The organism is Candidatus Pelagibacter sp. (assembly GCF_052049815.1).
Classification (GTDB): domain Bacteria; phylum Pseudomonadota; class Alphaproteobacteria; order Pelagibacterales; family Pelagibacteraceae; genus Pelagibacter.
Genome location: NZ_JBNGZG010000029.1, coordinates 1 through 12,913, shown reverse-complemented (window position 1 = coordinate 12,913; position 12,913 = coordinate 1). Strand labels below are relative to the sequence as shown.

The 12,913-nt window shown below is 28.7% G+C and carries 17 protein-coding genes, 1 tRNA gene and 1 rRNA gene; 7 read left to right on the top strand and 12 right to left on the bottom strand.

Going from position 1 to position 12,913, the window contains the following annotated elements; translation table 11 throughout:
- Nucleotides 1–332 (bottom strand): hypothetical protein (locus tag ACTT9D_RS05640; protein ID WP_440930819.1); only part of this gene is annotated, 332 nt, incomplete at its 3' end.
- A 128-nt stretch (nt 333–460) separates the two neighbouring features.
- On the opposite strand from ACTT9D_RS05640, the gene rrf reads away from it, so the two are divergent.
- From rrf to ACTT9D_RS05605, 7 genes are all read left to right on the top strand, one after another.
- Nucleotides 461–575 (top strand): 5S ribosomal RNA (gene rrf, locus ACTT9D_RS05635).
- Between the two features lie 22 nt (nt 576–597).
- Nucleotides 598–1,491 carry an NAD-dependent epimerase/dehydratase family protein gene (locus ACTT9D_RS05630; protein WP_440930818.1) on the top strand — a complete coding sequence of 298 codons (894 nt, stop codon included), beginning with the start codon at nt 598–600 and terminating at the stop codon, nt 1,489–1,491.
- On the top strand, nt 1,481–1,606 hold the full coding sequence (ykgO, locus tag ACTT9D_RS05625; RefSeq protein WP_440930817.1) for a type B 50S ribosomal protein L36: 126 nt from the start codon (nt 1,481–1,483) through the stop codon (nt 1,604–1,606). Before ACTT9D_RS05630 ends, ykgO begins: the two co-directional genes overlap by 11 nt.
- Before the next feature lie 2 nt (nt 1,607–1,608).
- Entirely contained in the window at nt 1,609–1,719 is a 111-nt protein-coding gene (locus ACTT9D_RS05620) for an aa3-type cytochrome c oxidase subunit IV (protein WP_440930816.1), read from the top strand.
- A 9-nt stretch (nt 1,720–1,728) separates the two neighbouring features.
- Nucleotides 1,729–2,817 (top strand): NAD(P) transhydrogenase subunit alpha, encoded by a 1,089-nt coding sequence (locus tag ACTT9D_RS05615; RefSeq protein WP_440930815.1) that lies wholly within the window; start codon nt 1,729–1,731, stop codon nt 2,815–2,817.
- A 2-nt stretch (nt 2,818–2,819) separates the two neighbouring features.
- Nucleotides 2,820–3,122 carry a proton-translocating transhydrogenase family protein gene (locus ACTT9D_RS05610; protein WP_440930814.1) on the top strand — a complete coding sequence of 101 codons (303 nt, stop codon included), beginning with the start codon at nt 2,820–2,822 and terminating at the stop codon, nt 3,120–3,122.
- Between the two features lie 8 nt (nt 3,123–3,130).
- Nucleotides 3,131–4,525 (top strand): NAD(P)(+) transhydrogenase (Re/Si-specific) subunit beta, encoded by a 1,395-nt coding sequence (locus ACTT9D_RS05605; RefSeq protein ID WP_440930813.1) that lies wholly within the window; start codon nt 3,131–3,133, stop codon nt 4,523–4,525.
- A gap of 111 nt (nt 4,526–4,636) precedes the next feature.
- Here ACTT9D_RS05605 and ACTT9D_RS05600 read toward each other — a convergent pair.
- The 11 genes from ACTT9D_RS05600 to tkt all read right to left on the bottom strand — a co-directional run bounded on the left by ACTT9D_RS05600 (nt 4,637) and on the right by tkt (nt 12,885).
- A tRNA-Met gene (locus ACTT9D_RS05600) sits at nt 4,637–4,713 on the bottom strand.
- Nucleotides 4,714–4,717: 4 nt separating this feature from the next.
- The gene (gene rpsU, locus ACTT9D_RS05595; RefSeq protein ID WP_075521090.1) at nt 4,718–4,912 is read right to left on the bottom strand and encodes a 30S ribosomal protein S21; all 195 of its coding nucleotides are present in this window, start codon (nt 4,910–4,912) and stop codon (nt 4,718–4,720) included.
- Between the two features lie 63 nt (nt 4,913–4,975).
- Nucleotides 4,976–5,551: a cell cycle transcriptional regulator TrcR gene (locus ACTT9D_RS05590; protein ID WP_440930812.1), complete on the bottom strand. Its 576-nt coding sequence runs from the start codon at nt 5,549–5,551 to the stop codon at nt 4,976–4,978.
- Nucleotides 5,552–5,782, bottom strand: a complete 231-nt coding sequence (gene rpmE / locus ACTT9D_RS05585; protein WP_440930811.1) for a 50S ribosomal protein L31 — start codon at nt 5,780–5,782, stop codon at nt 5,552–5,554.
- 34 nt (nt 5,783–5,816) lie between these two features.
- The gene (locus ACTT9D_RS05580) at nt 5,817–6,554 is read right to left on the bottom strand and encodes an inositol monophosphatase family protein (protein WP_440930810.1); all 738 of its coding nucleotides are present in this window, start codon (nt 6,552–6,554) and stop codon (nt 5,817–5,819) included.
- Between the two features lie 2 nt (nt 6,555–6,556).
- Nucleotides 6,557–7,117, bottom strand: coding sequence for an elongation factor P (efp, locus tag ACTT9D_RS05575; protein ID WP_440930809.1), 561 nt, complete (start codon nt 7,115–7,117; stop codon nt 6,557–6,559).
- On the bottom strand, nt 7,114–7,734 hold the full coding sequence (gene thiE, locus ACTT9D_RS05570; RefSeq protein ID WP_440930808.1) for a thiamine phosphate synthase: 621 nt from the start codon (nt 7,732–7,734) through the stop codon (nt 7,114–7,116). Before thiE ends, efp begins: the two co-directional genes overlap by 4 nt.
- Complete coding sequence (locus ACTT9D_RS05565; RefSeq protein WP_440930807.1) at nt 7,721–8,731, bottom strand: class I fructose-bisphosphate aldolase; 1,011 nt, start codon at nt 8,729–8,731, stop codon at nt 7,721–7,723. Before ACTT9D_RS05565 ends, thiE begins: the two co-directional genes overlap by 14 nt.
- Nucleotides 8,731–9,903 carry a phosphoglycerate kinase gene (locus ACTT9D_RS05560; RefSeq protein ID WP_440930806.1) on the bottom strand — a complete coding sequence of 391 codons (1,173 nt, stop codon included), beginning with the start codon at nt 9,901–9,903 and terminating at the stop codon, nt 8,731–8,733. The genes ACTT9D_RS05565 and ACTT9D_RS05560 overlap by 1 nt, the downstream gene beginning before the upstream one ends.
- Before the next feature lie 11 nt (nt 9,904–9,914).
- Nucleotides 9,915–10,925, bottom strand: coding sequence for a type I glyceraldehyde-3-phosphate dehydrogenase (gene gap / locus ACTT9D_RS05555; RefSeq protein ID WP_440930805.1), 1,011 nt, complete (start codon nt 10,923–10,925; stop codon nt 9,915–9,917).
- 1 nt (nt 10,926) lies between these two features.
- Nucleotides 10,927–12,885, bottom strand: a complete 1,959-nt coding sequence (gene tkt / locus ACTT9D_RS05550) for a transketolase (RefSeq protein WP_440930820.1) — start codon at nt 12,883–12,885, stop codon at nt 10,927–10,929.
- Nucleotides 12,886–12,913: the final 28 nt, after the last annotated feature.

Below are 12,913 nucleotides of genomic sequence, written 5' to 3'. Positions count from 1 at the left end.
TTTATAAATAATTTTGTAAAAATAAGAATAATAAAACTATAAAAAATCCAGCTAGCTCCTTCAATAATTAATATCTTATTTTTTGCATCTTTAAAATATTTTAGAATTTCATTTATTAAAATTGGTAATTTTAAGATTTTGTAAAATGGTTTTTCTTTGCTGATATTAATCGATTGGATATTTTTTGGATTTTTTGTTGAAAGATGTGAAATTTGAAATAAACGCTTAGCTCCAGGCCAAAATTTAAATCTACTTGTAACAACCTCAGATGACCCCATATTATTGGGTACAACTGGAAAAAAGGTAACAAAGGCAGTTTTAATTCTATACATATTGAATAAACTAAAATTTTACAGAAAAGTTATAATCTTTTAATATCTTACAATAAAATGCTAAAAATTAACGAATTTATTATCATAATTAGTTTGCCTTTTTGATAAAATTATTTATAAGGCTGTTGCCTGGTGATTATTGCGAAAGTGTTATACCCGATCCCATTCCGAACTCGGAAGTCAAGCCTTTCAGCGCCAATGGTACTTTGTCTTAAGACACGGAAGAGTAGGACGTTGCCAGGCAATAACTAGCGATCTTAACCAAATGAAAAAAATAATCTTAGTTACAGGTGGTGCTGGTTTTGTTGGATCTAATTTAATCAAGTTTTTACTTAATAAAACAAACTTTCAAATTATTAGTTTAGATAATTATTCAAGTGGTTCGATTAAAAACCATATCACAGATAAAAGAGTAAGATATTTAAAATCAAATACTGATAACATTAAATATGTTTGTAAAAACTTTAAAAAAAAAATTATTGTAGTTTTTCATTTTGGTGAATTTGCTAGAATATATCAAAGTTTTAAAAATTTTGATGAATGTTTTCAATCAAATTCAATTGGGACTAATGCTGTTTTTAAATTTTGCTTAGAAAATAAAATTAAACTAATTTATTCAGCCACCTCCGCATCTTTAGGCAATAATGGGAATGATAAAAATTTATCACCTTATGCATTTTCTAAAACAAAAAACTTAGAATTATTAGAAAACTTAAGAAAATGGTTTAACTTTAAATTTGAAGTTGTTTATTTTTATAATGTTTATGGACCAAATCAAATAAAGAAAGGTCCAATGGCCACAGTAATCGGTATATTTGAAGAAAACTTTAAAATGAATAAACCTTTAACAGTTGTTAAACCAGGAAGTCAAACAAGAAGATTTACACATATTAATGATACTATTAAGGTCTGCTATGAAGCTTGGATTAAAAATAGATGTGCACATTATAGTATTTTGAATAAAAAATCATATTCGATATTAGAAGTTGCAAAAATGTTTAAAAAACCCATAAAATATTTGAAAGAGAGACCAGGCGAAAGATACGCCTCTGCTTTAACCAAAATTTCTCTAAATAATAGAATAATTAAAAGATATGGAAAAATAAATTTGAAAGATTATGTAACTTCGTTTATTAAAGGTGAAATTTATGAAAATTAAAAGTTCTTTAAAATCAGTTAAAAAAAGAGACTTAGACTCTAAACTAGTTAGAAGAAGAGGTAGAGTTTATGTTATTAATAAAAAAAAACCTAAATTTAAAGCAAGACAAAAATAATTATGGATAATGATAGCCATAAAGATACTTGGAATAATTTTACTAAATTTGTGACCTGGGGAACAATAGCCGTAGTTTTAGTTTTAGTTTTAATGGCTATTTTTTTATTATAAAACTAGTCTATGAAAATTGGCTCATTAAGAGAAAATATATCTTTAGAGAAAAGAGTGGCTATTACTCCTGAAATAGCTAAAAAATTTATTAAGGATGGGTTTGAAATAAATCTTCAAAAAAATTATGCAACACATTTAGGTTTTGAAGATAAAGAATATGAAAGCTTAAATGTAAATTTTTATGATCAAGAAGAAGATGTAATTAAAAATTCTTTTATTCTAGCTCAGCTAAACCTACCAAAAAAAGATGTATCAGACAAACTTACAGAAAATAAAATCATAATTGGTTTATTAAATCCTTATAAAAATAAAGATGATTTAAATATACTTGTGAATAAAAAGATAAATTGTTTTTCTCTTGATCTTCTTCCTAGAATTACTCGAGCACAATCAATGGATGTACTTTCTTCTCAAGCTAACTTAGCTGGATATAAGGCTGTGGTAGAATCATTTGGAAAATTTGAAAAAGCAATCCCAATGATGATGACTGCTGCAGGCACAGTGCCGGCTGCAAAAGTTTTAATAGTCGGAGCAGGTGTAGCAGGACTTCAAGCGATAGCAACTTCAAAAAGAATGGGAGCGATCGTATTTGCTACAGATGTAAGAATGGCTTCAAAAGAACAAGTTGAAAGTTTAGGTGGAAAGTTTTTAATTGTAGAAGGTTCAGAGAATTTAGAAACAGAGGGTGGTTATGCAAAAGAAACTTCAGATGATTTTAAAAAAAAACAAGAGGATCTTTTAAGTGAGACATTAAAAAAAATTGATATTGTAATTTGTACTGCACTTATACCAGGTAAAAAAGCTCCTATAATTATAAAAGAACATATGCTGGATAACATGCAATCAGGTTCAATAGTTTATGATTTAGCAGCAATTCAGGGTGGTAATACAGCTGTATCTAAGGTAGATGAAATAATTGAGAGAAAAGGTGTAAAAATAATGGGTGATTCAAATATACTTAATAAGCTACCAGTTTCAGCATCAAACCTATTTTCAAAAAATATTTATAACTTTGTGCTAAATTTATATGATAAAGAAAAAAAACAAATCAATATTAATCTTGAAGATGAGATTATAGAAAAAACATTAATAAAATAATTATGGAAATTGACCCATTTATATTTAGGCTTAGCATTTTTATTTTGTCAATATTTGTAGGATATTATGTTGTCTGGAGTGTGACCCCATCTTTACATACACCTTTGATGTCTGTTACGAATGCAATTTCGTCAGTGATTATTGTAGGTGCTATAATTGCAGCATTGGCTGGTACAGATAATGAAATATTCAACACATCTAGTGTTTTTGGTTTGCTAGCAATTTGTTTAGCAGCAATTAATATTTTTGGTGGTTTCTTAGTTACACAGAGAATGCTAGCAATGTACAAAAAGAAAAAAAAATAAATTAACATATGACTGCAAACCTTTCAGCTTTATTTTATCTCTTTTCAGGTGTTTTGTTTATTTTAGCATTAAGAGGTCTATCTTCTCCTGAAACTTCACGACAAGGTAATCTTTTTGGGATTATTGGAATGATTATTGCTGTAACAGTAACTTTTTTATCAGTGGGTAATTTTTCTTCAGGCTTTATTTATGTAATCTTATTCATGCTTATTGGTGGATCAATTGGAGCCTTTATAGCTTATAAAATTCCAATGACAGCAATGCCAGAATTAGTAGCTGGCTTTCATAGTTTAGTTGGTTTAGCAGCTGTGTTTGTTGCAATTTCTGCCTTTATTAATCCAGAGGCATTTAATCTAGGAATTCCAGGGAATATTAAACTTGCAAGTTTAATAGAGATGTCTATTGGGGCTGCGGTTGGAGCAATAACTTTTTCAGGATCAGTGATTGCTTTCTTAAAACTTCAAGGAATAATGTCTGGAGCACCTATCACATTTAAAGGTCAACATATATTAAACGGACTAATCCTTCTATCAATTGTTGTATTGACTTATTTTCTTTGCTCGACTCAATCATCTAATTTATTTTGGATTTTAATTGGAATTTCTTTCTTAATAGGTTTTTTATTGATTATTCCAATTGGAGGAGCAGACATGCCTGTGGTAATTTCAATGTTAAATTCATATTCAGGATGGGCTGCTGCTGGCATTGGGTTTACATTAGAAAATTCTGCTTTAATAATAACTGGCGCTTTAGTTGGTTCATCTGGAGCAATACTTTCTTACATTATGTGTAAAGGGATGAATAGATCTTTTTTTAGTGTAATTCTTGGTGGTTTTGGAGCACCTGAACAATCAGACAATAATCAAAACAAAGAACAGAGACCAGTAAAAAGTGGTAATGCAGATGATGCAGCTTTTTTAATGAAAAATGCATCTTCAGTGATAATAGTACCTGGTTATGGCATGGCTGTCGCGCAGGCGCAACACGCATTAAGAGAGATGGTAGATACTCTTAAAAAAAATGGAATAAAAGTTTCATACGCAATTCATCCGGTAGCAGGAAGAATGCCAGGTCATATGAATGTTTTACTTGCAGAGGCAAATGTTCCTTATGATGAAGTTTTTGAATTGGAGGAAATTAACAACGATTTTGCAAATGCTGATGTAGCTTTTGTTATAGGTGCAAATGATGTAACGAACCCAGTAGCTAAAACAGATCCTCAAAGTCCTATTTATGGAATGCCAGTACTAGACGTTGAAAAATGTAAATCTGTTTTATTTGTTAAAAGAAGTTTATCTCCTGGTTATGCTGGCATAGATAATGATCTATTTTACAAAGAAAATACATTAATGTTATTTGCTGATGCAAAAAAAATGACTGAAGACATTACTAAAAACTTATAATTTTAGAAAAACATCTTTAATTTTAAACAAATAAAAAAAAAATTATTTATTAATCTAAAAAATTTAAGATTTTAAGTTAATAAGATTGATTAAATAACATTAGCAATAAATTGGTTGCGGGGGACGGATTTGAACCGCCGACCTTCAGGTTATGAGCCTGACGAGCTACCAGACTGCTCCACCCCGCGGTATTTAAATTCTATTCTTTAATTTATTTAATTTTTTTACTCTTTTGATATTTTCTTGCAAAATTCTCTTTTTCTTCTCTGAAGGTTTTTCGTAAGTATTTTTAAGTTTTATTATTTTGAAAAAACCATCACGCTGAAGTTTTCTTTTTAAAACTCTTAATGCTTGTTCTACATTATTATCTTTGACTTCTATTTTAATAACTACCTCCAAAAAAAATGTTTGTTATCACTTTTAAATTTATATGTCTATTAATATTGTTCATTAATTGGAATTTAATTTTTGCTGTTTTTCCTTCAACTTTTTTTCTCTTTTAATTCTTCTTTCAGCTTTTTCAATAGCATCCAACAAATCTTTTTGAGTGAAAAGATTTAGAGCCACAGGGTCTTTTGGGTTTAGATTATTATAATTCCAATAACTTTTATTTCTTATTGATGTAACTGAATTCTTGGTTATTCCAACTAATTTAGCAATTTGAGAATCTTTTAAAATATTGTGTTGTTTGATTAGCCATAATGCTGAGTCAGGCTTGTCTTGTCTCTTTGAAAGTGGAATATACTTTTTAATTTTTTTTTCATCATTAGAGATTTCTATGTCGGTTCCTTTGATTTGAAGTGGTCTATTTTCGTCTTTTGAGGATAAATCAATTTCCTCTCTTGAAAGTTGACCAGCCATTATTGGATTATATCCTTTTATTCCTCTAGCAACTTCACCATCTGCAATACCTTGAACTTCAACTTCATGTAAGTCACAAAAGTTTGCTATTTGTCTAAAAGTTAATGATGTATTTTCTACCAACCAAACCGCTGTTGCCATTGGCATTAAAGGAGTGTTTGACATTTAATTTTTCTTTTCTGATTTAAAATTTTGAAATTTTTTATTAAATTTACTTATTCTACCTTTATCCATAAGTTTTTGTTTTCCACCTGTCCAGGCAGCATGTGATTTTGGGTCGATTTCTAATTTTAGGATTTCGCCTTCTTTCCCCCAAGTTGATTTAGTTTCAAATTGAGTGCCGTCAGTCATTTCGACTTTAATAGAGTGATAATCTGGATGTATGTTTTTTTTCATAGCGGCTTTATAGCAAAAGAAATTTCTAAAACAATTAAAAATTAATTAATTTTTCCTTTAATTTAGCATTTATTTCAGAGTTTGTGGCTATAACGTTAATATCTTTGGTATTTGAAATATTTATTTCATTTATTATACCGCCAGATTCTTTTAAGATTACAACACCAGCTGCTATATCCCATAAATTCAATTTTTTTTGAAAATAACCATCGTACCTTCCAGCAGCGACATATGCTAAATCAAGTGCAGCACTTCCTGATTTACGAAATGAAAAATCATAATTAACTTCTATTTTTCCTCCTGTTACAAACAAACATTTAGAGATATTATTTTTTTTTGAAACTCTTATTCTTTGATTATTGAAGAACGCACCTTTATTCTTTTCTGCATAAAACATTTCATCTTTTATTGGATCATAAATTATACCTGCAATTATTTCATTATTATCTTTAAGAGCTATTGAAATAGCAAAATGTGGAATTCCATGTAAAAAATTAATCGTTCCATCTATTGGATCAATAATCCAAGTTTTGCTATCTTTATTATTTTCTAATCCTTTTTCTTCACTCAAAATTGAATAATTTGGTTTAGCTTTTTTTAATTCCTCAATTATAATTTTTTCTGCTTTTAAATCTGCATTTGTAACAAAATCATATGGACCTTTATTGGAGACTTGTAATTTTTCAACCTCACCAAAATCTCTTATTAAAACTTTAGAAGCTTTCTCACTTGCTTTTATCATAATGTTAAGATGTGGTGAAATTGATTGCATTTTTAAATCTTTTTTATGTACTCTAGATTTCTTGTATCAATAATAACTTCATCTCCAGATTCAATAAAAGGCGGAACTTGTATATTCAAACCATTGTCTAAAGTTGCAGGTTTATATGAAGATGAAACAGTTTGACCTTTTAATGCAGCATCAGTTGTTTCTATTTTGCATTGTATTTGATTTGGAAGCTCAATAGATATTGGTTTTTCGTTATAAAAACTAATTTTGACCTCTAAATTTTCTGTTAATAATTTCCCTTTTTCACCCACAATTTCTTTTTTTACTTCAATTTGTTCAAATGATTTTGGATCAATAAAAAAGTAATTTACATCATCATCATATGAATAATTAAAATTATTTTCGTCTAGAGCTGCTTTTTCAACAGTTTCACTTGACCTAAATCTTTCATTGAGTTTTGTGTTTTTATTTAAACTTTTCATTTCAACTTGGGCAAAAGCTCCACCTTTGCCAGGTTTTACATGCTGAGTTTTCAAAACTTGCCACAAATCATCTTTGTACTCTAAAAGCATTCCTACCCTAATTTCACTTGCATTTATTTTCATATAAGTTTTTTTATAGCTTCAACTGGTTTGTATTTTTTATTATTAAAAATGTAGCTTGAAATAGCCAAAAAGTTCACATTGTTCAATAAAAGTTTTTTGTAATTTTTATTATTAATCCCACCAATTGCAATGATTGGCTTATTTGTTAATCGTTTAATTTTTTTTATAACTGAAATATTTGCCTTAAATTTTACTTTTTTTGTGCTAGTTGGAAAGAAAGCACCAAAAGCCAAATAATCTGCATTATTTTTTAAAGCCTTTTTTGCTATCGAGATTGAGTTATGACAAGTAATTCCAATAATTTTTTTTCCTAAAATTTTTCTTGCTGAAATAATGTCCATATCTTTTTGTCCTAAATGACATCCATCCGCATTAAGTTTTTTTGCAAGTATTGGATCATCATTCACTAAGAATTTAACATTATATTTTTTACAAATTGGTTTAATTTTTTTACCAATTTCTATTTTTTTTTTAAGAGAATTATTTTTTATTCTTAATTGAAAAAACTTTACTTTTTTAAAGGCTAAAATTTTATTAAGGTTTAAATAAAAATCTTTTTTTATTTTATTTGGTGAAATTAAATATAAAAATTTTTTTTTGTAATTAGATATTTTCAAAATCTTTTGACCACTTTCCTTGAGCTGCTAAAGTACACATTTTAGCTCTATGATCAAAAACTGCTTGAGTTCCTTCAACATCATTAATGTCTTTAGCCCAATGTTTAAGAGCACTTTGCTGCAATGCTCTACCATAAGAATATGACATAATAAAATTTGTATCATTAAATCTATTTATTAAATTTAAATTCTCTGTTGCTTGAATTTCAGTTTGACCACCAGACAAGAAAGCTATACCCGGTACCTCACTAGGAACTGATTCCTTTAAACACTTAACTGTAAGTTTTGCTGTTTCTTCATTGGAAATTTGATTATCAGAATCTGATCCTGCAAGAATCATATTTGGTTTTAAAATTACACCTGTTAGATCCACTTTATGTATTAGTAGTTCATCAAAACATTTTTTAATTACTTCTGAGGTTTTTTTAAAGCAATCATCAGCAGAATGATCACCATCCATTAATACCTCTGGCTCAACTATTGGAACCATATTGCACTCTTGAACTAAAGCAGCATACCTAGCAAGAGCGTGTGCGTTAGAATGAATTGATAGTCTGCTAGGATATTCTTTTGAAATATTATAAACACCTCTCCATTTTGTAAATTGAGCTCCAAGATTTGAATATTCTTTTAACCTGTCTCTTAAACCATCTAAGCCTTCAGCAATTTTTTCATTTGGACTTCCAGCTAATTGTTTTGCTCCTGTATCAACTTTTATTCCTGCAATAGAGCTCATTTCAGATAAAAGCTTTGGAACTTCTTTTCCTGAATTAGTTTTTTGCTTAATAGTTTCATCATATAATATAACTCCACCAATACATTCACTCATTCCATTTGCTGAGAATAAAGTTTCTCTAAATTTAATTCTATTTTCTACCGTAGACTCTACATTTACACTCTCTAATCTTTTAGTCATGGTACCTGTGCTCTCATCAGCAGCCAAGATACCCTTACCATTCTCTAAAATTTTTAAGGCTATTTTGTTTAATTCAGACATCAATTGAGAGCCTTTATACCAGGAATTTCTTTACCTTCAAGATACTCTAGAAAGGCTCCCCCAGCAGTTGAAACAAAATTTAATTGCTTAAAGGCACCTGCCTTATTTAATACTGCGATAGTATCTCCACCACCTGCAACTGAGTAAATATTATCTTTTAAATCAACTATTTTTTTTGCAATTTCAATACTTCCTATGGCAAAGTTAGAATTCTCAAAATATCCAAGAGGTCCATTCCATAAGACAGTTTTGCTATTCTCTAATAAAGAACAAATTAGTTTGATTGTCTCTGGACCAATATCTAATATTAAATCATCTTCCTCTATCTCACCTAATCTTTTGATTGTTTTACTATCTTCAAGATTTTTGCCCACAGAAACATCGGTAGGAATTAAAACATTGCATTTATTTTCTTTCGCTAAAGATAATATTTCTTCAACAATTGGATTGCAGTTATCCTCTTTTAGTGATTTTCCAATTTTATGACCGCTATATTCTAAAAAGTTATTAGCCATACCTCCAACTATCACAATGTTTTCAAATTTAGGTATTAAATTTTTTATAACACTTATTTTTGTAGAAATTTTAGAACCTCCTATTATACATGTAATTGGCCTATCAATATCAGAAGTGACTTTTTTTAATGCATCAATTTCAGTGCTCATTTGCAAACCACAGTAAGATGGCAAGTATTTTACAATTTTATCTACGGAAGCATGTGCTCTGTGTGAACATGAAAAGGCATCATTAACAAAAATTTCACCAAATTTAGATAACATTTTTGCAAATTCTTCATCATTTTTTTCTTCTTGTTCATAAAATCTTATATTTTCAAAAAAAACTATTTTATCATCACCTTTATTAAATATTTCCTCTGGTTTAATTTCGAACAAATTTTGATTTAAAAGATCTACTTTTTTACTTAGTTTTTTTGATAAATATTCACAAACTGGTGCCATAGACAAAGCTGGGTTTGTTTTACCTTTTGGTCTACCGATATGAGATATTATTATTATTTTAGACTTTTGTTGAATTAAAAAATTTAGTGTAGGTAAAATTTTATCTATTCTTGTTGTATCCATTATTTGATTATTTTTTAATGGAACATTAAGGTCTAATCTGACTAAAACTTTTTTTTGATAAAGATCTTTAAAATCTTCAATTTTTTTCATTGTTTTGATTGTTAGTTAAATTTTTTCTTTAAATAAACTGCTATATCACACATTCTGTTGGAAAAACCCCACTCATTGTCATACCATGATGAAATTTTTCCCATGTTTTTTCCAACAACATTAGTTAGTGATCCATCAACAATTGAGGAGGCTTGATTGTGATTAAAATCGATTGAAACTAACTTTTCATTTGTAATCTCTAACACTCCTTTTAATTCATTTTTTGATGCAATTTCAAATGCAGAATTGATTGACCCAATTGTTAAATCTTTTTTTGTTGAAAAAACTAATTCAACTAAAGAAACATTTGGAGTTGGTACTCTCATAGCTACACCTTCTAATTTACCTTTTAATGATGGTATTATTTCTCCAATTGCTTTTGATGCACCCGTAGAAGTTGGTACAATTGATTGACTAGCAGATCTTGCTCTTCTTGGATCTTTGTGTGAATTATCCAAAATTCTTTGATCACTTGTAAATGCATGAATTGTAGTCATAAAACCTTTTTCAATTTCAAAATTTTCATTAATTACTTTTGCAACAGGCGCCAAACAGTTAGTAGTACAAGATGCAGCAGAAATTATTTTGTCATCCTTTGAAAGAATATTTTGATTTACTCCATAAACAATTGATTTGTCAGCATTCTTGCATGGAGCTGAAACTATAACTTTTTGAGCACCATTTTTAATATGAGTTTCTAATTTTTCTTTTGAATTAAATTTTCCTGTACATTCAAAAACTATATCCACTCCTAGTTCACCCCAATTTATATCTTCTAATTTTGAATGCTGACTAAAGGAAATGTTATCATTATTTATGATTAATTTATTAGCTTCAAATTTAATATCCACATTGAATTTTCCATGAATAGAGTCGTATTTAATCAAATTAGAACAAGTTTCAGAATTTGATCTATTATTTATATGCACAACTTTAATATCTTTAAAATTATTTTCATAAATAGATCTTAATACCATTCTTCCAATTCTACCCATTCCATTGATACCGACTTTAATTGTCATATTAAGTCCTATAATTATTTCTTATTTTTGTAGTTATTTTTTTTGTAGATAAACCGAAATATTCAAATATTTTTTTATAAGGCGCACTTTTTCCAAATTCATCAATACCAAATGTCATTCCATTATCACCCACATATCTGTACCAAGATGTTTTTGATCCAGCTTCAATTGAAATTTTAAGTTTTGTTTCATTCAATATTTTATCTTTATAATTTTTACTTTGTTTATCAAAAATTTCTTGTGAAGGTACAGAAATAACCTTTGAATTAATTTTATATTTTTTTAATTCATTGCTTACGTCTAAAGCCAAATTAACCTCGGAACCACTTGCTAAAATAGTTAATTGAATTTTTTTATTAGTCCTAGATATTTCATAAGCCCCATAAGAACATTTATTAACTTTTGAGATATTATATCTGACAGGATTTAAATTCTGTCTTGTCAATGATAGAATTGAGGGAGTTTTTTTATTCTTTAAAGCTAATTCCCAACATTCAATTGTTTCATATCTGTCAGCAGGTCTGAATACATTTAAATTAGGTATTGCTCTGAGACCTTCTAATTGTTCTATAGGTTGATGTGTTGGTCCATCCTCTCCTAAACCAATTGAATCATGTGTCATCACATAAATTACTTGTTGTTCCATTAATGCTGATAACCGAATAGAAGGTTTGCAATAATCTGAAAAAATCAAAAAAGTACCACCATAAGGAATTAAATTACTATGTAACGAAAGACCATTCATTATTCCACACATGGCATGTTCACGAACACCATAATGAATATAATTCCCATTAAATTTTTTTGGTTTTAATATTTCATGAAATTTTGTTTTTGTATTGTTTGATCCTGCTAGATCAGCAGATCCACCAATAATATTCTTACAATCTGGAGTAATTGAATTTAAAACTGACTCTGAAGCCTTTCGTGTAGCAAGGCCTTTTGGATTTTTAATTGCAGAAATTTTTTCTAATTTAATACCTTTGTTAAAATTTATTTTTATAAAATTATTGTATTGTTTCTTTTTTTTTAAAAATATCCTATTCCATTTTTTTTCAATCTTTAATCCATTTAAGCCAAAACTTTTCCATTGATTTAATAAATTTTTTGGAATTTCAAAAGGTTTATATTTCCAATTCAATTTTTTTCTCACTAAGTTTATTTCTTCTGATCCTAATGGACTTCCATGAGAAGAAGCTTTGCCAGATTTATTTGGAGAACCATAGCCAATTTTTGTTTTACATGAAATTACAGTTGGAGATTTAGTAGAATGTGCTTTTTTTATTGCCTTTTTAATTTCACTATAATTATGTCCATCAACATTAATATAATTCCAACCATAACTTTCGAACCTTTTTTTATAATTATCAGAAACAGCCAAATCAGTTGGACCATCGATAGAAATAGAATTATTATCAAACAACATTATCAAATTTTTAAGTTTTAGGTGTCCAGCTAAACTCATCGCTTCATGACTAATACCTTCCATTAAGCATCCATCTCCTGCAAGGACATAAGTTTTATGATTGATAATTTTACTACCAAATTTACTTTTTAGAATTTCCTCAGCAATTGCAAAACCAACAGCATTTGATATTCCTTGTCCTAGAGGTCCAGTTGTTGTCTCAATTCCTGTATTTGGGTGGTACTCAGGGTGGCCAGCACAGATAGAGTCAAGTTGACGAAAATTTTTAATATCTTTTAGCGATATGCTTTTGTATCCAGTTAGGTAAAGCAAGGAGTAAAGCAACATCGATCCGTGACCAGCAGACAAAATAAATCTGTCTCTGTTAATCCAGCTAGGGTTAGAAGGACTAAATTTTAAAAAATCTTTAAATAAAACTGTAGCAACGTCTGCCATTCCCATAGGCATTCCTGGATGTCCAGAATTTGCTTTTTGTACAGCATCAATTGATAAAAATCTGATACAATTTGCTAGGTCTTTATATTGTGTGTTCAAAATTATCCTGTATAGACTTAGAAGATTC

What these genes read in the sequence shown, in the direction of transcription:
- ACTT9D_RS05580 (WP_440930810.1), bottom strand. Translation starts at nt 6,554, where the DNA reads ATGCAATCAATTTCACCACATCTTAACATTATGATAAAAGCAAGTGAG.
- efp (WP_440930809.1), bottom strand. Translation starts at nt 7,117, where the DNA reads ATGAAAATAAATGCAAGTGAAATTAGGGTAGGAATGCTTTTAGAGTAC.
- ACTT9D_RS05610 (WP_440930814.1), top strand. Translation starts at nt 2,820, where the DNA reads ATGGAAATTGACCCATTTATATTTAGGCTTAGCATTTTTATTTTGTCA.
- rpmE (WP_440930811.1), bottom strand. Translation starts at nt 5,782, where the DNA reads ATGAAAAAAAACATACATCCAGATTATCACTCTATTAAAGTCGAAATG.
- ykgO (WP_440930817.1), top strand. Translation starts at nt 1,481, where the DNA reads ATGAAAATTAAAAGTTCTTTAAAATCAGTTAAAAAAAGAGACTTAGAC.
- ACTT9D_RS05615 (WP_440930815.1), top strand. Translation starts at nt 1,729, where the DNA reads ATGAAAATTGGCTCATTAAGAGAAAATATATCTTTAGAGAAAAGAGTG.
- ACTT9D_RS05630 (WP_440930818.1), top strand. Translation starts at nt 598, where the DNA reads ATGAAAAAAATAATCTTAGTTACAGGTGGTGCTGGTTTTGTTGGATCT.
- ACTT9D_RS05565 (WP_440930807.1), bottom strand. Translation starts at nt 8,731, where the DNA reads ATGTCTGAATTAAACAAAATAGCCTTAAAAATTTTAGAGAATGGTAAG.
- ACTT9D_RS05605 (WP_440930813.1), top strand. Translation starts at nt 3,131, where the DNA reads ATGACTGCAAACCTTTCAGCTTTATTTTATCTCTTTTCAGGTGTTTTG.
- ACTT9D_RS05590 (WP_440930812.1), bottom strand. Translation starts at nt 5,551, where the DNA reads ATGTCAAACACTCCTTTAATGCCAATGGCAACAGCGGTTTGGTTGGTA.
- gap (WP_440930805.1), bottom strand. Translation starts at nt 10,925, where the DNA reads ATGACAATTAAAGTCGGTATCAATGGAATGGGTAGAATTGGAAGAATG.
- ACTT9D_RS05620 (WP_440930816.1), top strand. Translation starts at nt 1,609, where the DNA reads ATGGATAATGATAGCCATAAAGATACTTGGAATAATTTTACTAAATTT.
- ACTT9D_RS05560 (WP_440930806.1), bottom strand. Translation starts at nt 9,903, where the DNA reads ATGAAAAAAATTGAAGATTTTAAAGATCTTTATCAAAAAAAAGTTTTA.